The organism is Pseudochrobactrum asaccharolyticum, from assembly GCF_003314995.1.
Classification (GTDB): Bacteria; Pseudomonadota; Alphaproteobacteria; order Rhizobiales; family Rhizobiaceae; genus Pseudochrobactrum; species Pseudochrobactrum asaccharolyticum.
Genome location: NZ_QNRH01000007.1, coordinates 59,733 through 82,135, shown reverse-complemented (window position 1 = coordinate 82,135; position 22,403 = coordinate 59,733). Strand labels below are relative to the sequence as shown.

Sequence of the window (22,403 nt, the reverse complement as noted above, 5' to 3'; positions counted from 1 at the left end):
ATCATGCCCCACCGGCAAAAGATCAGGGGGCAGTTAAAGCCCCCTGATATGAAAATCACTTTTTAAATAGTGTCACAGTGTACACAACACTTACTCAACAGGGCGGTCGTCGACAACCCTCTTGGCTTTTCCTTCAGAACGCACCATCGAATTCGGATCTTTGATGACAACCTGAGCCGAAACGCCGACAATGCTCTTAATATGATGCGACAACTCGCGGGAAGATTTCGCGCGTGCAGCATCATCTGTCATGTCCGGTGTACATTCAACATGCACAGTCATACAATCCATACGGCCGGTGCGGGTTAGCTGAATCTGGAAGTGCGGTGCAAGACCAGCGCATTTCAGAACCTGCTCTTCAATCTGCGTCGGAAAAACATTAACCCCGCGCAGGATAATCATATCATCACTGCGGCCGGTAATTTTCTCAATACGACGCATGGAACGCGCAGTGCCCGGGAGGATGCGGGTCAGATCGCGCGTACGATAACGTACCATCGGCAGCGCTTCTTTGGTCAGGGTGGTGAAGACCAGCTCACCCATCTGACCGTCCGGCAGCACTTCACAAGTCACCGGATCAATGATTTCCGGATAAAAATGATCTTCCCATACATGCAGACCGTCTTTGGTCTCAACACATTCCATCGCCACACCCGGCCCCATCACTTCAGACAGGCCGTAAATATCAACAGCATGCATATCAAAGGCATCTTCAATCTCTTCGCGCATGGAATTTGTCCATGGTTCCGCGCCGAAAATACCGATCTCCAATGAGCTTTTACGCGGATCAAGACCCTGCCTGCGGAACTCATCAAGAATGGAAAGCATATAGCTCGGTGTTACCGTGATAATGCGCGGGCGGAAGTCATTAATCAGCGTCACCTGACGTTCCGTCTGACCGCCGGACATCGGAATAACCGTACAGCCCAGACGTTCGGCACCGTAATGCGCACCAATACCACCTGTGAACAGCCCGTAGCCATAGGCATTGTGCAGCATATCACCGGAGCGGCCGCCCGCAGCACGGATCGAGCGCGCGATTAGATTGGCCCAGTTATCAATATCAGACTGGGAATAGCCGACAACAGTGGGTTTGCCGGTAGTACCGGAAGAACCGTGAATACGCACGACCTTATTCTGCGGCACGGCAAACATACCGAACGGATAGGTATCGCGCAGATCCTGTTTATAGGTGAAAGGGAACTTAGCGATATCCGCCAGTGTTTTCAGCTCTTCAGGATGAACATCCGCTTCAATAAAGCGTTTGCGATAAAAAGGTGAGTTTTCGTAGCAATGCTTTAACGAACGCTTCATGCGATGGAACTGCAGCGCTTCAATTTCATCGCGCGAGGCAGTTTCAATCGGATCGAGGATCTTTGGATCCGGTGGCAGCGCTTTCATAGGAACCTCCCTGGTCTTATTTACGGCAAATCAGTCCGGCACATGCGTTCCCTTGACGCTGCGCGACAGGCCGCGAAATTCTGCAATATGGTCATTGTCCTGATTGACGACACGAATATCGTAAATACCGGAGCGCCCGCGGCGGGACACCTCACGGGCATGTGCCGTCAACCGGTCACCGATCTTGCCCGGATTGATATAACTCACCGAGCATTGCTGTGCGACAGTCAGCTGATTGTAGCTGTTGCAAGCAAAAGCAAACGCACTGTCCACCAGTGTGAAAATATAGCCACCGTGGCAATTGCCATGTCCGTTGGCCATAAAATCCGCAATCGTCATCGACAATCTAGCTTCGCCGGGCGCGACATGCTCCAGCTTCATGCCAAGCTTCTGACTGGCATGATCTCCGTCCCACATCGCCTTGGCAGAAGCTTCAGCCAGCTCCTGCGGCGTCATCTCTGCAGCACTTTTCATCGGCCTTTAAACTCCGCCTGACGCTTTTCAAGAAAAGCGGTCACGCCCTCCGCATAATCAGCGCTCTTGCCTGCTTGTTGCTGTGCATCCCGCTCCGCATCAAGCTGCTGATCAAGTGTATTGGTTGCCGCTTCCTGAATAAGGCGCTTGGTCAGACCAAGTCCGAATGTTGCACCTGATGCCAGTTTACGTGCTGCTGCCATTGCCTCAGCCTGCAAAACCTCGTCATCGACAGCCTTCCAGATCAGTCCCCAATCCATCGCATCCTGCGCGGATAAAGGTTCCGCCAGCATGGTCAGTGCCTTGGCACGCGGCTCACCCAGAATACGGCTCAGATTGAATGTACCACCGGCATCGGGAATCAATCCGATTTTTGAAAATGCCTGAATAAAACGGGCCGATTTTGCTGCAAAAACAATATCGCATGCGATAGCAATATTCGCACCCGCACCGGCTGCAACACCATTGACCGCGCAAATAACCGGCTTATCCAATGAGCGGATCAGACGCAGAGTCGGATTATAAAAAGTCTCTAGGGTTTTTCCCAGGTCAGGTGCCGCGCCACCCTTGCGCGGATCACGGTCACCAAGATCCTGACCAGCGCAAAAACCGCGGCCACTCCCCGTTAAAAACACCGCCCGTACAGCATTATCATCATGCGCGCGCTGAATGGCTGCACGCAAAGCAATATGCATTTCCTCGTTAAATGAATTCAGCTTTTCAGGGCGGTTCAATGTCAAAGACAGAACGCCATCAGCCAGATCCACCAGAACCGTATCCGACATATTTTCACTCCCTGCTCCGGCATATTTTCGGAGCTCTCTCTTTTTTTGTTGCATAAACCGACCGGACGGTCAATAATAATATCCAGCAATAACGAGGGATGAGATCACGATGTTTTGGGACCGCCATTTTCCAGTGCTTGAGGCTGCTCTGGCAGCGCTGCATAAGCGTGAATTCTGGACGCCCTATCCTGAAATCCCTTCAGGCAAAATCTATGGCGAGACCGCGAAACAAGACGGGCTCAACGCCTATGAAAGCCTGCTGAACAAACCATTTTTACTTGCAGATCATCCTGAAAGTACACGTTCCGGCGCTGAGATTTCCCCTTATGGCACAGCTTTGGGAATCACTTATCCCGCCGCAACTGTTGAACAGCTGATGGATGCAGCCAATGCTGCTGCCGATGCATTTGCCCAAACTGATGCAAAAGCCCGTATCGGTGCTTTGCTTGAAGCCTTAGCGCGCCTCAACCGCGACAGTTTCCTGATGGGCAATGCTGTCATGCATACCACAGGTCAGGCTTTTGCCATGGCTTTTCAGGCCGGTGGTCCTCATGCGCAGGATCGCGCCTTGGAAGCGGTAGCGATGGCATGGGAAGAGATGAACCGGTTTCCGGCCGATGCATTGTGGGAAAAACCACAGGGCAAAAATCCGGCATTACGGATCGAAAAACACTGGACTCTGGTACCGGAAGGTATTGCACTGGCTATCGGCTGCAATACTTTCCCGACATGGAATTCATTTCCGGGGATTTTTGCCAGTCTTGCCACGGGTAATCCGGTCATTGTCAAACCGCATCCCGCAGCTGTCCTGCCCTTAGCCATTGCGGTCAGAGTCCTCCGTGAGGTTTTTGCGGAAGCTGATCTGCCGGTAAATGCAATTTTGCTGGCCGTTGACAGTGCAGAGACACCGATTGCCGATAAACTCGCAGTTCATAATGATATCCGCCTCATCGATTATACCGGTTCCAGCGCCTTTGGCGGCTGGTTGCGCGATCATGCCCGTCAGGCACAGCTCTTTACCGAAGAAGCGGGTGTAAATACGGTTACCATTGCCGCAACCGATAATTTCAAAGCCATGACCGATAATCTGGCTTTTTCCTTTGCGCTCTATTCCGGCCAGATGTGCACCTCACCGCAGAATGTTTACATTCCCGCAGACGGTATCGAAACTGATGAAGGTCACAAAAGCTTTGAGCAAGTGGCACAGGGACTGAGCGATGCGATTGATCGCCTGCTCGCCGACCCTGACCGTGCAGCAGGAATTTGCGGTGCGATTGCCAATCCGGCAACGCTCGAGCGTGTGCAGACTGCTCGCAAACTTGGCCGCATCATTCGCGATTCTGCGTCCTTGCCCGCAGCGCGCAGTGCCACACCTTTGATCCTTGCCATGCAGGAGAGCGACAAGGTGACCGAGGATGAGTGGTTCGGTCCGGTCATTTTCGTCATTTCCGCAAAGGATGTCACCAGCGCGATTACAACCGCATCCGCTCTGGCTCGTCGTAAAGGTGCGATCACCGCAGCACTCTATGACACGGATGAAACCCGTATTCAGCAAGCTGCCATCGCCTTTGCGCGTGGTGGTGTGAATCTGTCCGTCAATCTGACAGGAAATATTTTCGTCAACCAATCAGCCGCTTTCAGTGATTTCCACGTTACCGGTGCAAATCCTGCGGGCAATGCTTGTCTGACTGATACCGCTTTTGTGGCCAGCCGTTTCCGCCGAGCAATGTGGCGCAGACCTGTCACAAATTAATATCACTCTGGGAGGAGACTAACGTGATTAAGTTTTTAAAGACAACGGTTCCTGCAACCATTCTGGCACTCGGTCTTGCAGGCGGCTGGTCGGCTGCTCAAGCGGAAATCCGCCTTGGTGCTTCCATTTCAGCAACCGGCCCTGCTGCATTTCTGGGTGATCCGGAAGCCAAAACGCTGGAAATGCTGGTTGCCGAGTTAAATGAAAAAGGCGGCATCAATGGCGAGCAGATCAAACTGGTCATGTATGATGACGGCGGCGATGCCAATAAAGCACGCACTTTCGCAACCCGTCTGATTGAAGATGATGAGGTTGTGGCGATTATCGGCGGCACCACCACCGGTACAGCCATGTCGATCCTGTCCGTGGCCGAAGATGCTGAAATTCCATTCATCGCCCTTGCCGGTGCGATTGAAATTATCAAGCCGGTACGCGCTTATACATTCAAAACCCCGCATACTGACCGCATGGCCTGCCAGAAAATCTATGAAGATATGGGCAAGCGCGGCATCACCAAAATCGGTCTGATTTCCGGTACTGACGGCTTTGGCGCCTCAATGGAAGCGCAGTGTAAGGACGTTGCCAAAGACTATAAAATCGAGATCATTGTTGATGAGACCTATGATCCGAAAGATGCGGATATGACAGCGCAGCTGACAAAAATCCGTAATACCGGCGGCATTCAGGCAGTGCTTAATCCGGGCTTTGGTCAGGGACCGTCGATTGTAACCCGCAACTATCATCAGCTCGGCATTGAGCTGCCGCTGTATCAGTCGCATGGCGTTGCCTCTTCCGGCTTTATTGAACTGGCCGGCAAGCAGGCTGCGGATGGCGTACGCCTGCCGGGTACTGCTTTGCTGGTTGCAGATCTTCTCAGCAAAGACGATCCTCAGCAGCCACTGGTAACTGCCTATAAAACCAAGTTTGAAGAGCGCTATAAAATGCCGGTCGGCACATTTGGCGGCTATGCACATGATGCGCTACTCATCATCACCGATGCTGTGACCCGTGCCGGTTCCGCCGAGCCGCAAGCCATTCGTGATGCCATTGAAAAGACCAGCGGTCTTGCCGGTGCCACAGGTATCTACACCTTCTCGCCGGAAGATCATCTGGGTCTCGACCTGTCAGCTTTCCGTATGCTGGAAATTAAGGACGGCGGCTGGACACTGGCTGAATAAGCTTTGCCCCTGCTCCCGCCTGTCAATCACAGGCGGGAAATAGCCCGGAGCGGTTCTGATGAACACGGAATCGGAGAACCGCTCTCAGTCTTTGTTTGTCGCATTATCCGACGCAAAACCGTTTCAAACTTTTGCCGGAAATGCTCTGATATCCGCCATCCCCGACAGACGCCGGAGAGCTTATGTCCGAATTTATGCAATTCCTTTCTTCAGGGGTAACTGTCGGCGCAGTTTATGCGCTGGTCGCCCTTGGTTTCACGATCATCTATAATGCTTCAGACGTGGTGAATTTCGCACAAGGCGAATTTGTCATGCTGGGCGGTATGATCACATGGGCAGCCTATGCCGCCGGTTTACCTTTACCGCTGGCTGCGCTGATTGCCATTATTCTGACTGCAGCTCTCGGTGTTGCGATCAATAAATTCGCCATTGAACCGGCACGTGGTGCGCCGGTTGTGTCCCTGATCATCATCACCATCGGTGCTTCGGTGTTTATTCAGGGCGGTGCGCAAATCATTTTTGATAAGCAAATCCATAGTTTTCCGGCCTTTTCCGATGACACACCGCTGAATATCCTCGGTGCAACCATCCAGACACAGAGCCTGTGGGTCATCGGCGGCGCTTTGGTGGTCTTTATCGGTCTGTGGCTGTTTTTCACCCGCACGCTGCTTGGCCGTGCGGTGCTAGCCACATCCAATAATCGTCAGGCGGCACAGCTGGTCGGTATCAATACGACCTTTATCATGACGCTATCTTTCGCACTGTCAGCCGGTATCGGCGCATTGGCCGGTGTGCTGGCAACGCCGATCACTCTGGTCGCCTATAATGTCGGCATTGGTTTTGCGCTGAAAGGCTTTGCCGGTGCAATGCTCGGCGGCATGGGCAACCCGAAAGGTGCGCTGGTCGGCGGCTTCCTGATCGGCCTGATTGAAGCCATGACCGCAGGCTATCTGTCTTCAACCTATAAAGAAGCAGCCGCTTTCATCGTTATTCTTCTGGTGTTGTTCTTCATGCCGCAAGGCCTGTTTGGCAACAAAACGACGGAGCGTGTCTGATGCCCCGTATTTCCGCTAAATTATTGACCCTGCTGGTTTTGGCTGCGATCATCGCTTTGTCGCCGCTGTTCTTCCCGTCAGGCTTCTATTTCCGCATCGGCGCTCTGGTTTTCGTCAACGGACTGGCTGTTCTGGGTCTTGTCATTCTCACAGGCTATGCCGGACAAATCAGTCTCGGTCATGCGGGCTTTGCCGGCATCGGTGGCTATGCCTGTGCGCTCGCACCTGTGCACCTGGGTATCCATCCGGGGCTGGCGGTGGTTTTGGGTGCAATTGTTTCCGCCATACTGGCCTATCTGGTAGGCCGTCCGATCCTGCGCCTGAAAGGCTATTATCTCGGCGTTGCAACGCTGGGCTTTGGTATTCTTGTCTCAATGGTACTGAGCAATGAACGCGACCTCACCGGCGGGCCGGATGGTATGTCAGTGCCGGAACTGGGCCTACGTGGCTGGCTGAAAACCATGGGTTTGAGCTTGAGCAATGGCGAGTTCTGGTACTATTTCTGCGGTATTGTGCTGCTGATCGGTGCATGGGTTGTATTGAACCTGCACAACAGCCCGATGGGGCGTGCTTTACGCGCACTCCACGGATCAGAAATTGCAGCCCGAACTGTCGGTATTGATATTGCACGCTATAAACTGATGGCTTTCGTCATCTCCGCAGTCTTTGCATCCGTTGCAGGCTCGCTGATCGCTTTGCAAAACAAATTCATTACCCCTGACATTGCCGGTTTCATGCATTCTATTGAAATGGTGACAATGGCCGTTCTTGGTGGTGCAGCCTCTGTCCTCGGTGCAATTCTGGGTGCGGCCATTCTGACAATTCTGCCGCAGGTACTGACGGTTTTTGCCGAATATGAACAGCTTATCCTCGGCCTCGTCATGATGCTGGTGATGATCTTCTTACGTGAAGGCCTGCTGCCTTCCATACTGCGCAAATTCAGGGGGACCGGCGAATGACCCTGCTCTCTATTGAGAATTTAGGCATCAGCTTTGGTGGTCTGAAAGCCGTTGATAATGTCAGCTTTCAGGTTAAACAGGGTGAAATTACATCCGTCATTGGCCCCAACGGTGCCGGTAAAACGACCCTGTTCAATATGATCTCCGGTGTCTATCAGCCATCACAGGGGCGTGTGATGCTGAAAGGTGAAGATATTACCGGTATGCGCCCCGATCTGCTGGCGCGCCGCGGTATGTCACGCACATTCCAAAACCTGCAAATCTTCCAGAATATGTCGGTGATTGAAAACGCTATTGCAGGTTTTCACTTAAGCGAGCGCGGCTCGGTTATCAGTGACTTGTTATGCCTGCCAGGATCGCGCCGCAGAGCAGCCAAAGCCCGTGATAATGCCATGCAGCTTCTGGAAAAAGTCGGTCTTGAACGCGCGGCCGAGCGTGAAGCCGGAAGCCTGTCCTATGGTTCGCTGAAACGGCTGGAAATTGCCCGCGCTCTGGCTTTGCAACCTGCAGTGCTGCTGCTGGATGAGCCCGCAGCCGGTTGTAATGCCGTGGAAACCGATGAAATTGACCGGCTGATTGCCGAAGTTGCAGCCTCGGGCGTAGCGATTTTGCTGGTTGAGCATGACATGAAAATGGTGATGCGCATCTCCAATCATATTGTCGTTCTCGATCACGGACAAAAGCTGACGGAAGGCCTGCCCGCCGAGGTCAGCCAAAATCCGGCAGTGATTGCCGCTTATCTGGGTGCAGACTACAGCGAGGAGAACGCGCATGCTGACAGTTGAGGGACTGCGCTCGCGTTACGGGCGTATTGAAGTATTGCATGGTATCGATCTGACGGTCGATTCCGGTGAAATCGTTACGGTTGTCGGCGCCAATGGCGCAGGCAAAACCACTCTGCTGCGTTGTCTTTCCGGCTTGCAGCCGGTCTCCGGCGGCAGCATTAATTTTCGTGGTGAGGTGATCACCACACTTTCAGCCTATCGCCGTCCGTCGCGCGGACTAACCCAGTCGCCGGAAGGGCGTCAGATTTTCACGAACCTGACAGTCGAGGAAAACTTACGTCTCGGCGCGTTTCTGTTTCGCGACAGCCGCGTTGAAAAGGATATGGAAGATGCTTTTTCCATGTTCCCGATTCTGAAAGAAAAACGTAATCTGCCCGCCGGTGGCCTTTCGGGCGGACAGCAACAAATGCTGGCAATGGCACGCGCTCTGATGGGGCGCCCGGCCTGCTTATTGCTGGATGAACCCTCGATGGGGCTGGCGCCGATTATTGTTCAGCAAATTTTTGATGTTGTCAGCAGCCTCAAATCCTTAGGTGTTACAATTCTTCTCGTCGAGCAGAATGCCTATGGCGCTCTGAAAGTTGCCGACAGAGGTTATGTGATGGAAACCGGTAACATCACAATGCAAGGTTCCGCTGAGGAACTGATTGCAGATCCTAAAATCCGTGAAGCCTATCTGGGAATTTGATATGTCAGTTACCATCACCCGTGAAGGTGAAATCGCCCTCGTTACAGTTGATAATCCGCCTGTGAATGCCCTTGGTCAGGCACTGCGTCAGGGATTGTGGGATGCTGTCTCCACCCTTGATGCCGACGATAAGGTCAAAGCTGTCGTGCTGATTTGCGCAGGGCGTACCTTTATTGCGGGCGCAGATGTACGCGAATTCGGCCAGACACCTCAGCCGCCGCATTTGCCTGATCTGGTAACAAAAATCGAAGCGGCACAGAAACCGTGGGTGGCTGCAATTCATGGTTCTGCGCTTGGTGGCGGGCTCGAAGTAGCACTGGGTTGCCGTTTCCGCGTTGCCGTTGAAAACGCATCGCTCGGCCTGCCGGAAGTCACATTAGGTGTTATTCCCGGTGCTTCCGGAACTGTGCGGACGCCACGTCTGATCGGCCTCGAAAAAGCGATTGCCATGATCACATCCGGTAAGCCGGTTCGTGCAAAACAGGCGCTCACAGACGGGTTGGTTGATGCTGTGATCGAAGGTGATCTGAAAGACGGCACACTGGCCTTTGCCCGCAATGCCTTGCAACAACCGCTGCCACAGCCAATTTCCTTCCGCCCTGCGCCACAAGCCGATGAAACATTCTGGCAGGCACAACAGGAAAGTGTACGCAAAGCAGCGCGCGGTGCCAGCGCGCCTCTCATGGCTTTGGAGTCTGTTCGTCACAGCACAATCCTGCCGTTTGATGAGGCTATGGCTTTTGAACGCCAAACTTTTCTTGAACGCCGCGACTCCCGTGAAGCTGCAGCCCTGCGCCGGATTTTCTTTGCAGAGCGCGGTGCGACCAGACCAGCGACTCTACAGGATGTTACTCCGGTAACCCTCAAAACCATTGGCGTTATCGGCGGCGGCACCATGGGTGCGGGCATTGCTGCTGCTTTGCGCGAGGCGGGTTATCCGGTTATCCTCACCGAGCAGGATGAAACCGCAGTGGAGCGCGGTCTTGCCAATATCCGCAAAATTTTCGACGACAGTGTCAAACGTGGCCGCCAGAGTGAAGCTCAGGCTCAGGAGCGTTTTGCTGGGGTCACAGGTACTTGCAATTATGCTGACCTCGCCGATGCAGATCTGGTGATTGAAGCGGTTTTTGAAGAAATCAGCGTGAAACGTGCTGTGTTCGAAAAGCTCGGACAGGTTTGCCGTCCGGATGCAATTCTGGCAACCAACACATCTTATATTGACCCGCGTGCCATCGCCGAGGGGCTGCCACATCCTGAGCGTTTCATCGGTCTGCATTTCTTCAGCCCCGCACATATTATGAAACTACTGGAAATTGTGCCGGTTCCGGAAACATCAGACGCAGTTTTGGCCACCGGTTTCAGCCTCGCTGCTAAATTGAAGAAAATGCCGGTACGTGCCGGTATTTGTGAAGGTTTCATCGGCAACCGCATTCTGAAACGCTACCGCGCTGCGGCAGAAGATTTGCTGCGCAAAGGCAATAATATTGCCGATATTGATGCCGCGATGCGTAGCTACGGACTGGCAATGGGGCCGTTTGAAGCGCAGGATCTGGGTGGTCTGGACATCGCCTATCTGCAACGCGAGGGCGCCCGTGCCACCGGACAGGTGATACCGCAAACATTGGGTGACATTCTGGTTGAGGCAGGTCGCAAAGGGCAAAAAACCGCTGGCGGCTGGTATGACTATGCCGACGGCAACCGCAAAGGACAGCCTTCCGCTGCGGTCACAGCGCTTTTAAAACCCCATGTCACAAACGGCTCCCCGATGTCAGCTACAGAAATTGCCGAAGCCCTTGTGGGCGAGATAGCAGCTGAGGGACAAGCTATTCTTGATGAAGGCATTGCCACGGATGCCGTAGATATTGATCTGGTAAAAATCCACGGCTATGGCTTTCCGCGCTGGCGCGGCGGACCAATGTTTGCCAGTGGCCGCGCCTGAGACAACAAGCGCCCCGTTTATCGGGGCGCTTCAAACCAAGCTATACGCTTTTGCGCAGCGTCTTAATCTGGAATGATCTCGGTCATTCCTGCTGCTCTCAACTCATTATAAGATAATATTATCAGCTCAATCTGACGCGCTGTCATCTCGCAAGCTTTTTCAACCTCCCGATTAAGCACGGCATCCATCAGCGCCGTATGCGTCTCAAGACAATAAGCCTCTCGTAATGCAGGAGAAGCTTCTACAGCCAACAAATAATTTTCAGGCTGTCTATGAGATAAGGATGCGCACAAGACCCGTCCATGACGGCGCATATGATCCGTTACCTGCAAATGAAACCGCTGCTGCCAGGCAGACTTACTGGCTGAGAGGAGTGTACTATGGAACTCATTATGCGCCTGCGCCCAGCCGATATAATTTTCAACATCAATATGACCATCCAGCGGGCTGGCCTCTTTTGACAAACGGTAATGTGCAGCGACAATTCCTGCTTCCCAGCTTGTATCTCCAAATTCCATAGCTTCCTGTAACAATGGTAATTCAAGGATCTTTTTTGTTTTCGTCAGGTCTTCAAGTTCAGCAAATGAAATCGGAGTAACAACATAACCTTTGTTCGGTATAGAAATAACCAGATGCTCTGCTTCAAGCTGCGAAAGTGCCTCACGTAGCGGTGTCCAGCCTAACCCGTACATTTCCTGAATTTTATGCAATTTGAGCGGTGTAGAAGGTGCTAACCGGGCCTCAAGAATATCCCGCCGTAAACTATTATAGGCATCTTCAGATTTGGTGCTCACGAATGTTGTTCCCCATTTTCTTATGACTTCAGCCCATGGCTTATAGTGAGATGAAGTGTGTTTTTTATTGTCGGATGAGATTTCGCTGTAAAATCAGTATCCTCTGGAGAAGCACAATTACAGGTATAATCTGAGGTTAAAAAAGTAACGGATCTCTATGCGACATAGAGCACCAGGTGACAATAGCAGCACAGATATTTCAAATTATATATAAAAATCAGAATGACATATTTTTGCTTTGAGGCAAGTCTGAAATATCAGATTAACTCTCAAAAAGTGGGATAAAATAGATGTCAATCAAGTGCTACAAACAATGCAACACGATCATACCGCCGCTCTTCCGACGAACATACCAGTTCAACTGAAAGTCCTGTAAGCTATTGAAAATAAATACAATTCTAGTTGTCAGACAGACATTGTATACATTCTTATTTTTGCCAGCTTAAGCCCCGTCGATATAGACCAGATCAATTGTAAACTCACAATCAATCGGTATAAAATATTACAAAATTTTATCATATGTGATCCAAGGCACAGATTAATAAAATAATTATTCCCATTGGGGTGTACGTTTATATTTCCATCTATACTTATGTTAACACATTGAATATTATCAATTTTTTTATCTAAAAACGGCATTTAGCGAAAATTAATTACTGGAATTTACAATAATGACGGCCTAAATAGACATTTCGCAGCTACATATCTATCATTTCGACAGCTTGCTATATAACGTCATATAACACATAAGTCCTGCTCCAAACATGCTATATGACTAATTAAGGTTCATTCGATGACTCACGATGGCTCTTTCGATCTTAAATCACTGACCGCCGATGTTGTCTGCGCCTATGTTGCAAACAACTCAATCTCTGCGGGCGATATCCCGAACTTGATTGGTGACGTCTATCAGTCCTTACAAAATCTGACTGTAAAACAGTTTCAGGCTGTAGAAGTCATCGAAGAAAAGAAGGCTCCTGCCGTTCCGGTTAAAAAATCGCTGGCAGATCATGAGATTACTTGCCTTGAATGCGGCTCCAAATATAAGTCGCTGAAGCGTCACATCATGTCTTCTCATGAGCTTACACCTGAGCAATATCGTGAGAAATGGAACCTGCCCGCAGATTACCCGATGGTTGCGCCTGAATATGCCGCAACACGCTCAGCGCTTGCCAAAACCATTGGTCTTGGCCGCAAGCCTGGCACCAAATTATCATAATTAATTTCTGATACGATTTCTCAGCCGCTCAGTTACTTATCATAAGTCTGAGTGGCTGATTTATACAGATATATTGTACCTGTTTATAAAGCGCAGATATGTGACGTATTCTGCCCGACAGTTTAGCTGAGCGTTTTACGTTCATGTTAGATCGCAGTGCTCACTCTGGATTTTTTAGCTTGTCGCATTATCCCGAAGTCAAGTTGATCCAACCTGACCGTGAAATGCTCTGGCCCAGCATTTTCCAATCATTCAATAAAAAACGGAAACCCTCTGTGCGCTTAAACAACGTTTGCGCATAGCTCCATGCGTTTGATCGCGAACAACTGCACTTCATGCAAAATTCGCAGTTAAAACAGGGCTAGTTCTGAGAAGGATTGCATAGCTCAACGCATATTTTGCGCAAAATGCAGATATCACAACAAACTGAAGGCAATTGTGACCGCTTCAGGGCTACATACAGAGCTTTTTCGGCAAGTTTTCTACTTAAAACGATGATTATGACAATTTGATGCCTGACGGCCTTCTTTTACACGCATGAATAAGCAACGCAGCTATGCAAATTTGTCTCTGCTCATTTCGGATCAATAGGGCTATATACAACTCAACAAACAACGACATAAAATTTTCTAGGTGAGAAACATGAACCTGATCCGCTCTTACAACAACTGGCGCCGTTACCGCAGCACAGTAAACGAACTGAACCGCCTCTCAACACGCGAACTGAACGATCTCGGCATCCTGCCTGCAGAAATTCCGTTCGTAGCTCGCAAGGCAGCTCAGCGCTAATAGAATTCCCGAGATATCAAACCTGAGCCTCCCTCCTCCTCCCAACTCAGGTTTGATCGAAGACCGGTCTCCCTCCTCCCAACCGGTCATTCATTGTAACGCCCGATGCTCCTCCCAGCGTCGGGCGTTTACTTTTTGTGCCCTGAATAAAGATAAAATGACTGCGGCGGCCGGTTCATCACAGATGAATATAGGCAAAACCCTGCATTTGCAGATAGCCAAGCTCAGCAACACCACTTGGCACCACATCCTGATCAGTCACGCCATAAAGATCTGCAGGTTTCAGATTACGTCCGCGAAGCGTATTAGCGCAGGCCAGAAAACGCACACCCTGCACACATAAATCGTCAAAGCGCTGTTTGAGAACATCGTCTTCCTGCACAATGCTAAACAAATCCAGCCCTGCACCATGGCAGACAACATGAATCGTAAAAGCCGGTTTTTCAGTAAATCCGGCACATAAAGCATTCACATGATTGGTCAGTGATGTGAGCAAAGCCGCCATATAGGCTTTTGTCTCGGCCGGAGAGGCCAGCACCGAAGCTCCGTTATTATGATAAACGACCCGCTGCTCAATTGTCTGATAGCGATTCTGTGTCAGCGGGTCATTCATTTCATGCTCCGGTTAAAGGGCAGCCACTTTCGTGGCCGTTTAAAATGCGGGTGTAAAAGTCAATCACGTCCTGTTTCAGCAGCGAGATGCAGCCGCAAAACATCAAGCAAACCGCTCTGTCTTGTTATTTGGTCGCTTTTTCACGCGCGCGGGCATCCGCAACCGCCATTTTGAAACCGGCATAATCCAGTGCCATAGCACGGAACGGGCCGATCAGATGGGTTGGCGTGCCCTCAACGCCGATTGACTCAGCCTGAGACATAACCCGCTGTAACTGCGAGGTAATTTTACCATTATTCTTGTTCAGATCAGCCTGCAGACGCTGCATATCAATACCGGAGGCTTTTACCGCATCGAGCATTGCCTTTTTCGAGACTTTACCGCCCGGAATAGCCATCAGAGCTTTATGAACCTGCTCATATTTACCTTGAAAATGGGCGGCCAATGCCAGTTGCGAGCCATAAACAGAGGATTCCGTCAGGATCGGCCATTCTTTATAGACCAGACGAATGTTGCCGTCCTCTTTAACGACCTTTGCGAGATCAACACCGGATTTCTTGCAATAAATACAATTATAATCCGTAAAAACCACAATCGTCAGATCGCCTTTCGGATTACCGCCCACCGGCGCTTCCGGATCGTAGAGAATGCCGTTGACATCAACCTCCTGTGCCAATGCAGCCTGCTGACCAGCGAGCAAAAAAGAAGCACTCAACGCGATACCGGATGAGAATTGAAGAAACTGGCGGCGTTGCATGAGGTTCTCCTGTAATGCAATCTGTCGATCCAGACCATTTCCGGTTTAATACGACCGTGAGAAATGCTCTGCTTAATTGATATAGTGAACATCCTGAAAAGCATTGAGTGCTTTTCAGGATGTGTATTGATGAACGATCAGAGACCGAGAGCCTGCAACCGGCTATTCAGTTTATCCGGTGTCAGCTCTCCAATGATACGGTTTTGTTTCTGCTCGGCAGCCGTTTGGGCTTCCAAAAACATCAGAGTTGGCGGCCCGACAACATTAAAACGCTGCATCAGATCGCGGTTTGCATCGGAATATTCGGTGATATCCGCCTTGATCAGCGTCAGATGCCCAAGCCTTGCCGCATATTCCGGCTGTTTCATCACTTTTTCATTGCTTTTACAGGTCACACACCAGTCCGCAGTGAAATCCACCATAACCGGTTTGCCAGTCGCTACGGCTTCACTCAGTGCCTGATCATATTCAGCTGTGGTTTTGACAATTTTAACTGATGGTGCAACCGCACTCTGCGCAACCTGTGTTCCATTCCCTTGCAAAAATGCCAGCGGCTGCCACGGATCACCCGAACCGCCTGCAAAACCAACCATCAGCAAAGTGCCGTAAATCAAAGCGGCAATGCCGGTGGTTTTTTCCAACCGCATCATAACTGTGCTTTCAGCGCTCAAACGATCAAACACACCAAGGAATACACCGCACGCCAGAGCTGTCAGTGCCAGCAGCAGCATCGCATTTTCATCCGACAACAAGCGCAGGATCATATAAAGCGCAAGCCCGAGAAAGACGACGCCGAAAATCTGCTTGATTGTATTGAGCCAAGGGCCGGATTTCGGCAGGAATTTTGCGCCAAAAGTACCGAAAATGATCAGCGGTACGCCCATACCCAGACCGAGTGCGAACAGAGCGGAGGCACCGCGCACGGCATCACCGGTTTGCGCAACATAAAGCAACGCCGCAGCAAGGGGCGGTGTGACACAAGGGCCGACAATCAGCGCGGAACCAAAACCGAGCACCAGCGCACCACTGATTGCCCCGCCTTTACCTGCAGTTTTGCGGCTGAAGAAATTTGTCCAGCCCTGAGGTAATTGCAGCTCATAATAACCGAACATTGAGAATGCGAGCACGACAAAAACCAGCGCCATAAAACCCAGCGCATAAGGTGTCTGCAATGCAGCCTGCAAATTATAACCGGACCACGAAGCGGCGAAGCCGAGCAAGGCATAGGCGGCTGCCATTGCCACCACATAAGCCGTAGACAAAACGAAACCACGACCGGACGATAATTTTTCACCGGATTTTGCCAGCATTCCTGACAAGATCGGGATCATCGGAAATACACAAGGTGTGAGCGCTAAAAGCAGGCCAAAACCAAAGAAACCGGCAAGCATCAACGTAAAATTCGAGCCGAGCCATGCGTTGACATCTTCTGCACTCGCATCCGTAAGGCTGGCCCAGAAACCGGTTTCAGCCGGTTCCGCACTGGTTGAAGTGGCGGTATTATCTGTTGCAGCATCTTCCGTCGCTGACAAATCTATTGTCGGCAATTGTGCAAGCGACTGACCTGCAGTGCCGTTGCTCTGCGACAAACCGCCAAAGCCCAATGCAACTTTTGTCACTTCAAGTGTTTGCAGATCAAGCGATTTGGTAACCGGCGGATAGCAGATACTGTCTTCTTCACAGCCCTGCCAGCGGATCAGCAATTTTCCGTCTTGCGGTAGATCCTTTTGCGGGACTTGTGCAAAAGCATGGTTATACAGAACCTCGGTGCGGCCGAAATTCATATCGTCTTTGACAACACCTTCATTAATATCCACTGGCACCAGCGTGCCATCCGGCTTTTCGAGCTGGATTTTATCGCGATACATATAAATCTTAGGTGCGATATTCCATTGCAATTGCAGCGCATTGTTTTCATCGCGCGCAACAGTCAGTTGCATCACCTCATCAACGCTGCGCACCGATTGCGCCTGAGCGGGGAAATGCGGTGCGACAACAACCGTTAATACAAGACTCAAAAAAAGCAGGCTGAAAAGCTGTCGGGAATAATGCCGGATCATATTATCCTACGGGTCTGATAATTTTCATGCGATTTAATAGTGTAAGATCATGCCAGTTCAATCAGATAGGCAGTGATCTGTGATAATGTCCATACTATCTTATGACCTTAAGTCAGCCTTAAGGCAGAAACGGCAAATCTGACAGCGTTGAGCAACAAGATTGCTGTAATATCGCAGTCATGGTTAAAACCATCTCCCTGTTGAGGCAATCGCAACTATGGTCGATGGTTCAGGAGAAAATTATGCGCGTTCTGGTCGTTGAAGATGATCCGGTTCTGTCTAACGGTCTTAAAGTCGGTTTAGGTTTGGCCGGTGCGACTGTTGATCAGGTCTCAACTTGCGCTGATGCGCTGGCTGCACTGGCTTCATCTACTTTTGACGCGATTGTGCTTGATTTGATGTTACCGGACGGTTCCGGTCTTGATGTTCTCAGGAAAATGCGAACTGACAAGGATTCCACGCCTGTACTTCTGCTGACAGCACTTGATGAGACCTCCGACCGCATTACCGGCCTCGACAGCGGTGCTGATGATTATATGGGCAAGCCGTTTGATCTCGATGAACTGGCTGCAAGGGTCAGGGCAATTGCGCGGCGTGGTGCGGGACGTGCGCGCGCCATTATGGTTGCCGGTGATGTTGAACTTGATCCGTCAAGCCTCAATGCCAAGGTCAAAGGTGAGCGCGTACCTTTATCACGCAGGGAATTTGCTGTGCTTTCTGCTTTGATGGAGCGACCGGGCATTATCCGCTCCAAGAGCGATATTGAAGAAAGGCTCTATGGCTGGCAGGAAGAAGTCGAGAGCAATACTGTTGAAGTGCATATTCATAATCTGCGCAATAAAGTCGGCCGGGATGCCATTGAGACCGTGCGCGGCCTCGGCTACCGGATGCGGGTAACATAATGACTTCGCTGCATAAAAGACTATTTATCATTCTGGTTGCCGCCACAGGCATTATCTGGGCAAGCGCTGTTGCCTGGACTTATTTCAACAGCCGCAACCAGCTTGAACATGTACTGGACACCCGCCTGCAGGAAGCCGCACGCATGGTGCATTCCCTGCTCGGCAATGCTTCCACCGGTATGAATACCACCAAAGCCATCAGCCTGCCCCATGAACACGGCAATTATGAGCGCTATTTATCGTGCCAGATCTGGTCGCTGGACGGAGAACTGGTCGGCAGTTCAACCGGCGCACCCGATATCAAAATCACGGGCAATAGTACCGGTTTTTCTGATGAAATCGTTCAGGGCGAATTATGGCGGGTCTATACGATTGTCGATCCGGCCAAAGGCGTGCGGATTCTTGTCGCTGACCGTCTGGCCTTGCGCGATCGCCTTGTCGGCGATCTGGTAAAAGGTCTGGTTGCACCAATTATTTTAATTCTGCCTTTGCTCGGCCTGCTGATCTGGATCAGCCTTGGTCGCGGGTTGCGGCCGCTGCATGAGCTGGCCGATAAAGTCCGTCAAAAAGATGCCGATGATATGCGCCCGTTAGAGGCCGAGAATATTCCATCTGAGGTCAAACCGCTTGCGGATGCTCTGAACGGGTTGTTTATTAAAGTGGAAGCCGCCCGCCGCCATGAGCGCGAGGTGACTGCTTTTGCCGCCCATGAATTGCGCACACCCCTTGCAGGTCTGAAAACACAGGCACAAATTGCGCTGGCCACGACCGATCCGGCGATACAAGAAGGTGCTTTGCAGCAAATTCTGCTTTCCGTTGACCGTACCACACGTCTGGTACGCCAACTGCTAGCGCTTGCGAAGCTGGATGCTGATGCCTCACCGGTTACACCGGAAAAGGTCAATCTCGGGCAACTGGTTGAGGAAATTATCGCGCAGAACACTGTCGCCGGTCGCAAAATCAATAATCACATTGATCCGTCTCTGTATGAACATAATTTACAGACCGATCGCCACAGTCTGACCCTGATCCTGCGTAATATCTATGAAAATGCTACGCATTATTCGCCTGCGGAAGAAACTATCCGTTGGGAAAGCCTGAAAAATGGTAGCGGTATTGTGGTGCGCGATTGCGGCAATGGTGTTGCAGAAGAGGAAATTCCGCTTCTGACCACCCGTTTCTATCGTGGCAGCAATAAAAGCCAGACCGGCACCGGTCTTGGCCTGACAATTGTAGAAACAGCGGCCAAAAGGCTGGGCATCAGCTTCACCTTACGCAACCGCACTGACAGACGAGGCATGGAAGCAGAATTACGCTGGACTTGAGCGCCGCTTAAGGCACAAAGAAAGACGGCTGACAGTTAAAAGCAAAACTTACGATACATGTTTTTATTGCGCTTAGGCGGTGAACCCTGTTTATTCCATCCGAAGTTTATAAAATTACGATCAAAACCAAACAATTTTGGAGCTGACATTAATGAAATATCACAATATCGCGCTTGCCTGCAGCCTTTCCCTGCTTGCCGCAATGCCCGCCTTGGCGGCCTCAGAGAAATCTCTGTTCAATGCGGATGATGTAAATCGCGATGTTGTACCGGCCGGCACACCGGCCGCGTTTGAGGTTGCTTTCCCAAATGCCCAGTTCAGCGAAGCAAAGCGTAAAATCGGCGAAAATACCTTCAGCTTTGTTCCTTTAGCATTCATCCCCCTCTCCGATACGCAGGTTGCGCTGGTCAGCACCGGTGCCAGCGACTGCACCAGTCAGGCATGTTCAGGCACGAACAGTGTTCATTATCTGGAGCATTCCGCCGGAGAACCGCAATATCCGTATACGCTGAAAGGCGAGTGGCTCGATGTCGGTATGAGTGGTGTGATGGGCAATCCCGCAAGTCGCTGGGGCTGGAGCAAAGAGATTGCAGACGCTCCGGTTCTCTACACGGAAGCGGGCGGAACCTGGCAGGGGCGCTCCTGTACATTTGCAATCCTGACAGAACTCACTGCCAAAGAACCTGTCGAAATCGCCCGTATTCCGCTGCATATGTCCGATGCCAGCAGTGAAGATAAAGCCGTCAGTTTTGACGGTGAGATTATTGCCGCAGACAAAGGCCAGAGCATCACCGTTTCTTACAGCGGCTCGGAGAGCTTTCAAGCGATGTACAAACGCGGTGCTGACGGGCGTTTCCAGCTCGAAGGCAAAAGCCGCGTCCCTGAATGCTGAATTCAGCACTCATTTTCAGTCACAATATTGCTAAAAGGCAAATAAATGTTTGAAAAATCAACGCAAATTCTCCGCTCTGTCATTCTGGCAACGGGCGTCATGGCGGCTGGAGTTGCCGCTGCTGAAGAACCGGCATCACCGGAATGGGCTGTAAAAACAATCAGCGCCTTGTCGGATGCAGACCTTGTGGTCACCTCGGCAGCCGGTAAAGTTTTTCTGGAAAAGCTGAATCATGAAGGGATCGCGGCCTGCGATGCACCTATCGAAAATCATCCGGATTTCGACAAGCTATGCTCGTGGGCTTTAAACAATGAAGAATCCGACTTTGATATTCTGCTCGGCATTAAGGACGATAAAATTGTAAGCTTTGTTTCTCCTTTCACGCCGGAGAAAGATGACGTCTGGACCTGTGAAGCTACTAAAAAAGACGTACCGGAAAGTGACCTTCAAACCTGCAATATCCGCTCAACGGATGAAAAAAGCCGACAACATTGGTCAGAAAGCTGGGAAAGCTTTCTTAATTCCATTAATTAACTCTGCGGCTATTAAATCCGGCAGGAAGCGAACTAAAGGATTGCTTCCTGCATAAAAGAATTAGGTCTGAAAACAGCGTCAGTGCAATTAAACCAAACCCGATTTTCCAATTATAAAATTTTAAAGAATTCTATTTATAATCATAACAAATAACATCTGCTTCAAAAATAAGCTTTGAGTGCATCACTTAGCACTCTGAAAGGAAAATCAGTGAACCGGACAGGCCGTTCTCTCCTGTTTATTCTGATTTTTCTATTGTTTTGGGTCACAGTGAGACCATTCACCGACTTACGTGATCCCTCAGTCCTGCTGGCTGAGGAACAAGGCAATATTCTGCAGCAGCTGGTTTCACTGTCATTATTTGCTGCTTCAGGGCTGTATTTGCTTAAAAATTGGCAGATCGCGCTGAAAATGCTCTCTCCTCTGCTCATCCTGTTGCTCGGCTGGCAATTCGTTACGGTCTTTACCTCTGATTATTCTGCCATTGCGTTTCGCCGCTATATTTTCAGCATAACAGCCATTGTTACTGCAATGGCCTGGGTCATTTTGCCTGAAAACACGCAGCATTTTCAGAAAATGATCAAATATCTCAGCCTGTTTGTGCTGCTTTTTTCCTATTTCGGCGTGATTTTCATGCCGGAAATATCCATTCATAATATGGCAGAAGTGCTGGAACTGGTGAATGCAGGCTCGTGGCGCGGGCATTTTGCTCATAAAAACATCGCCGGTCCCGCCATGATCGTGCTGATTATTTATAACCTCTATCTGCTACGCAAAGAGGATTTTCTGATACCCGCGATTAATATCATTCTGGCAACCATCTTTCTGATCTATTCCAATAATAAAACCTCAATCGGACTGGTATTGATCGCATTGCTGGTGGCGCAGCTTATTCGCACTGTCCGTATTTTACCGCTGCAATTATTAGCGTTTTTCATTCCCATCGTTCTTATGGCTGCCCTGACGGTCGGAACAGTTCTCAACCCCTCGCTCTATGATTTTGTCAACAGCGCGATTTCCGACCCGAGTTTTACCGGACGAACGGATATCTGGAAATTTGCGTTTGAGCAATTGTGTGCACATCCGTGGATTGGCTTCGGATTTGATACATTCTGGAATATGTCAAATCTGGTGAATGGCGGCTACGATATTGAGACATGGGCAGCCAGAGCCGGCCATGCCCATAACGGCTATATCAATCTGGCGCTCTCATCAGGGGCAATCGGTGTTATTCTGTTTGCAATCTGGATGCTGTTTTCACCATTGCTGGATTATAACCGCTCACAGAAGAACGGCAACGATCCGGCGCTTGCAACCATGTATCTGCGCATCTGGGTGTTCATGATGCTCTATGCCAATCTGGAATCACCATTCTTTGCTCCCCGTGGTCAGGTCTGGTTCTCGTTGCTTGCCGCCGTTCTGGCATTGCGCCTGCATGCACGTGTCAAAATCCGTTAATCACAGAGAACAACCGATAAATCAGCCGTTCTGTTCCGGCTTT

21 protein-coding genes are annotated in these 22,403 nt (G+C 50.5%); 14 read left to right on the top strand and 7 right to left on the bottom strand.

The window, feature by feature from the left end; genetic code table 11:
* Positions 1-90 precede the first annotated feature (90 nt).
* Genes paaK through paaG form a run of 3 tightly spaced genes read right to left on the bottom strand, consistent with a single transcriptional unit; the run spans position 91 to position 2,660 of the window.
* Positions 91-1,401: a phenylacetate--CoA ligase PaaK gene (gene paaK, locus DFR47_RS16385; protein ID WP_113945496.1), complete on the bottom strand. Its 1,311-nt coding sequence runs from the start codon at positions 1,399-1,401 to the stop codon at positions 91-93.
* 30 nt (positions 1,402-1,431) lie between these two features.
* Positions 1,432-1,875: a hydroxyphenylacetyl-CoA thioesterase PaaI gene (gene paaI, locus DFR47_RS16380; RefSeq protein ID WP_113945495.1), complete on the bottom strand. Its 444-nt coding sequence runs from the start codon at positions 1,873-1,875 to the stop codon at positions 1,432-1,434.
* Complete coding sequence (gene paaG, locus DFR47_RS16375; protein WP_113945494.1) at positions 1,872-2,660, bottom strand: 2-(1,2-epoxy-1,2-dihydrophenyl)acetyl-CoA isomerase PaaG; 789 nt, start codon at positions 2,658-2,660, stop codon at positions 1,872-1,874. The genes paaI and paaG overlap by 4 nt, the downstream gene beginning before the upstream one ends.
* Before the next feature lie 109 nt (positions 2,661-2,769).
* Between paaG and paaN the strand changes: the two genes are divergently transcribed.
* From paaN to DFR47_RS16340, 7 genes are all read left to right on the top strand, one after another.
* Positions 2,770-4,413 carry a phenylacetic acid degradation protein PaaN gene (paaN, locus tag DFR47_RS16370; protein ID WP_245416608.1) on the top strand — a complete coding sequence of 548 codons (1,644 nt, stop codon included), beginning with the start codon at positions 2,770-2,772 and terminating at the stop codon, positions 4,411-4,413.
* 26 nt (positions 4,414-4,439) lie between these two features.
* A complete protein-coding gene (locus tag DFR47_RS16365) occupies positions 4,440-5,591 on the top strand; it encodes an ABC transporter substrate-binding protein (RefSeq protein ID WP_374788418.1) in 1,152 nt (383 codons plus the stop codon).
* 182 nt (positions 5,592-5,773) lie between these two features.
* Positions 5,774-6,646, top strand: a complete 873-nt coding sequence (locus DFR47_RS16360; protein ID WP_113945491.1) for a branched-chain amino acid ABC transporter permease — start codon at positions 5,774-5,776, stop codon at positions 6,644-6,646.
* A complete protein-coding gene (locus tag DFR47_RS16355; protein WP_113945490.1) occupies positions 6,646-7,605 on the top strand; it encodes a branched-chain amino acid ABC transporter permease in 960 nt (319 codons plus the stop codon). Before DFR47_RS16360 ends, DFR47_RS16355 begins: the two co-directional genes overlap by 1 nt.
* Positions 7,602-8,390, top strand: a complete 789-nt coding sequence (locus DFR47_RS16350) for an ABC transporter ATP-binding protein (protein ID WP_113945489.1) — start codon at positions 7,602-7,604, stop codon at positions 8,388-8,390. The genes DFR47_RS16355 and DFR47_RS16350 overlap by 4 nt, the downstream gene beginning before the upstream one ends.
* The gene (locus tag DFR47_RS16345) at positions 8,377-9,078 is read left to right on the top strand and encodes an ABC transporter ATP-binding protein (RefSeq protein WP_113945488.1); all 702 of its coding nucleotides are present in this window, start codon (positions 8,377-8,379) and stop codon (positions 9,076-9,078) included. The genes DFR47_RS16350 and DFR47_RS16345 overlap by 14 nt, the downstream gene beginning before the upstream one ends.
* Position 9,079: 1 nt before the next feature.
* Positions 9,080-11,017: a 3-hydroxyacyl-CoA dehydrogenase NAD-binding domain-containing protein gene (locus DFR47_RS16340; protein ID WP_113945487.1), complete on the top strand. Its 1,938-nt coding sequence runs from the start codon at positions 9,080-9,082 to the stop codon at positions 11,015-11,017.
* Between the two features lie 62 nt (positions 11,018-11,079).
* On the opposite strand, the gene DFR47_RS16335 is transcribed toward DFR47_RS16340, so the two are convergent.
* The gene (locus tag DFR47_RS16335; RefSeq protein ID WP_113945486.1) at positions 11,080-11,811 is read right to left on the bottom strand and encodes a GntR family transcriptional regulator; all 732 of its coding nucleotides are present in this window, start codon (positions 11,809-11,811) and stop codon (positions 11,080-11,082) included.
* 793 nt (positions 11,812-12,604) lie between these two features.
* Between DFR47_RS16335 and DFR47_RS16330 the strand changes: the two genes are divergently transcribed.
* Together DFR47_RS16330 and DFR47_RS16325 are read left to right on the top strand one after the other, a co-directional pair.
* A complete protein-coding gene (locus tag DFR47_RS16330) occupies positions 12,605-13,030 on the top strand; it encodes a Ros/MucR family transcriptional regulator (RefSeq protein ID WP_113945485.1) in 426 nt (141 codons plus the stop codon).
* A gap of 642 nt (positions 13,031-13,672) precedes the next feature.
* Positions 13,673-13,819, top strand: coding sequence for a DUF1127 domain-containing protein (locus tag DFR47_RS16325; RefSeq protein WP_075656864.1), 147 nt, complete (start codon positions 13,673-13,675; stop codon positions 13,817-13,819).
* A 178-nt stretch (positions 13,820-13,997) separates the two neighbouring features.
* On the opposite strand, the gene DFR47_RS16320 is transcribed toward DFR47_RS16325, so the two are convergent.
* The 3 genes from DFR47_RS16320 to dsbD all read right to left on the bottom strand — a co-directional run bounded on the left by DFR47_RS16320 (position 13,998) and on the right by dsbD (position 17,249).
* On the bottom strand, positions 13,998-14,432 hold the full coding sequence (locus tag DFR47_RS16320) for a DsrE family protein (RefSeq protein WP_113945484.1): 435 nt from the start codon (positions 14,430-14,432) through the stop codon (positions 13,998-14,000).
* Between the two features lie 124 nt (positions 14,433-14,556).
* Positions 14,557-15,189, bottom strand: coding sequence for a DsbA family protein (locus DFR47_RS16315; RefSeq protein WP_113945483.1), 633 nt, complete (start codon positions 15,187-15,189; stop codon positions 14,557-14,559).
* A gap of 137 nt (positions 15,190-15,326) precedes the next feature.
* The gene (gene dsbD, locus DFR47_RS16310; RefSeq protein ID WP_113945482.1) at positions 15,327-17,249 is read right to left on the bottom strand and encodes a protein-disulfide reductase DsbD; all 1,923 of its coding nucleotides are present in this window, start codon (positions 17,247-17,249) and stop codon (positions 15,327-15,329) included.
* Positions 17,250-17,491: 242 nt separating this feature from the next.
* Between dsbD and DFR47_RS16305 the strand changes: the two genes are divergently transcribed.
* The 5 genes from DFR47_RS16305 to DFR47_RS16285 all read left to right on the top strand — a co-directional run bounded on the left by DFR47_RS16305 (position 17,492) and on the right by DFR47_RS16285 (position 22,360).
* Positions 17,492-18,151: a response regulator gene (locus DFR47_RS16305; protein WP_113945481.1), complete on the top strand. Its 660-nt coding sequence runs from the start codon at positions 17,492-17,494 to the stop codon at positions 18,149-18,151.
* Positions 18,151-19,476, top strand: a complete 1,326-nt coding sequence (locus DFR47_RS16300) for an ATP-binding protein (RefSeq protein ID WP_113945480.1) — start codon at positions 18,151-18,153, stop codon at positions 19,474-19,476. The genes DFR47_RS16305 and DFR47_RS16300 overlap by 1 nt, the downstream gene beginning before the upstream one ends.
* Before the next feature lie 151 nt (positions 19,477-19,627).
* Positions 19,628-20,368, top strand: a complete 741-nt coding sequence (locus DFR47_RS16295) for a hypothetical protein (protein WP_113945479.1) — start codon at positions 19,628-19,630, stop codon at positions 20,366-20,368.
* Positions 20,369-20,413: 45 nt separating this feature from the next.
* The gene (locus tag DFR47_RS16290) at positions 20,414-20,902 is read left to right on the top strand and encodes a hypothetical protein (protein ID WP_113945478.1); all 489 of its coding nucleotides are present in this window, start codon (positions 20,414-20,416) and stop codon (positions 20,900-20,902) included.
* A 210-nt stretch (positions 20,903-21,112) separates the two neighbouring features.
* Positions 21,113-22,360 carry an O-antigen ligase family protein gene (locus DFR47_RS16285; protein ID WP_113945477.1) on the top strand — a complete coding sequence of 416 codons (1,248 nt, stop codon included), beginning with the start codon at positions 21,113-21,115 and terminating at the stop codon, positions 22,358-22,360.
* Positions 22,361-22,403: the final 43 nt, after the last annotated feature.

Coding starts and splice junctions, on each gene's coding strand:
- paaK (WP_113945496.1), bottom strand. CDS start 1,401: ATGAAAGCGCTGCCACCGGATCCAAAGATCCTCGATCCGATTGAAACT.
- paaI (WP_113945495.1), bottom strand. CDS start 1,875: ATGAAAAGTGCTGCAGAGATGACGCCGCAGGAGCTGGCTGAAGCTTCT.
- paaG (WP_113945494.1), bottom strand. CDS start 2,660: ATGTCGGATACGGTTCTGGTGGATCTGGCTGATGGCGTTCTGTCTTTG.
- paaN (WP_245416608.1), top strand. CDS start 2,770: ATGTTTTGGGACCGCCATTTTCCAGTGCTTGAGGCTGCTCTGGCAGCG.
- DFR47_RS16360 (WP_113945491.1), top strand. CDS start 5,774: ATGTCCGAATTTATGCAATTCCTTTCTTCAGGGGTAACTGTCGGCGCA.
- DFR47_RS16355 (WP_113945490.1), top strand. CDS start 6,646: ATGCCCCGTATTTCCGCTAAATTATTGACCCTGCTGGTTTTGGCTGCG.
- DFR47_RS16350 (WP_113945489.1), top strand. CDS start 7,602: ATGACCCTGCTCTCTATTGAGAATTTAGGCATCAGCTTTGGTGGTCTG.
- DFR47_RS16345 (WP_113945488.1), top strand. CDS start 8,377: ATGCTGACAGTTGAGGGACTGCGCTCGCGTTACGGGCGTATTGAAGTA.
- DFR47_RS16340 (WP_113945487.1), top strand. CDS start 9,080: ATGTCAGTTACCATCACCCGTGAAGGTGAAATCGCCCTCGTTACAGTT.
- DFR47_RS16330 (WP_113945485.1), top strand. CDS start 12,605: ATGACTCACGATGGCTCTTTCGATCTTAAATCACTGACCGCCGATGTT.
- DFR47_RS16325 (WP_075656864.1), top strand. CDS start 13,673: ATGAACCTGATCCGCTCTTACAACAACTGGCGCCGTTACCGCAGCACA.
- DFR47_RS16320 (WP_113945484.1), bottom strand. CDS start 14,432: ATGAATGACCCGCTGACACAGAATCGCTATCAGACAATTGAGCAGCGG.
- DFR47_RS16315 (WP_113945483.1), bottom strand. CDS start 15,189: ATGCAACGCCGCCAGTTTCTTCAATTCTCATCCGGTATCGCGTTGAGT.
- dsbD (WP_113945482.1), bottom strand. CDS start 17,249: ATGATCCGGCATTATTCCCGACAGCTTTTCAGCCTGCTTTTTTTGAGT.
- DFR47_RS16305 (WP_113945481.1), top strand. CDS start 17,492: ATGCGCGTTCTGGTCGTTGAAGATGATCCGGTTCTGTCTAACGGTCTT.
- DFR47_RS16300 (WP_113945480.1), top strand. CDS start 18,151: ATGACTTCGCTGCATAAAAGACTATTTATCATTCTGGTTGCCGCCACA.
- DFR47_RS16295 (WP_113945479.1), top strand. CDS start 19,628: ATGAAATATCACAATATCGCGCTTGCCTGCAGCCTTTCCCTGCTTGCC.
- DFR47_RS16290 (WP_113945478.1), top strand. CDS start 20,414: ATGTTTGAAAAATCAACGCAAATTCTCCGCTCTGTCATTCTGGCAACG.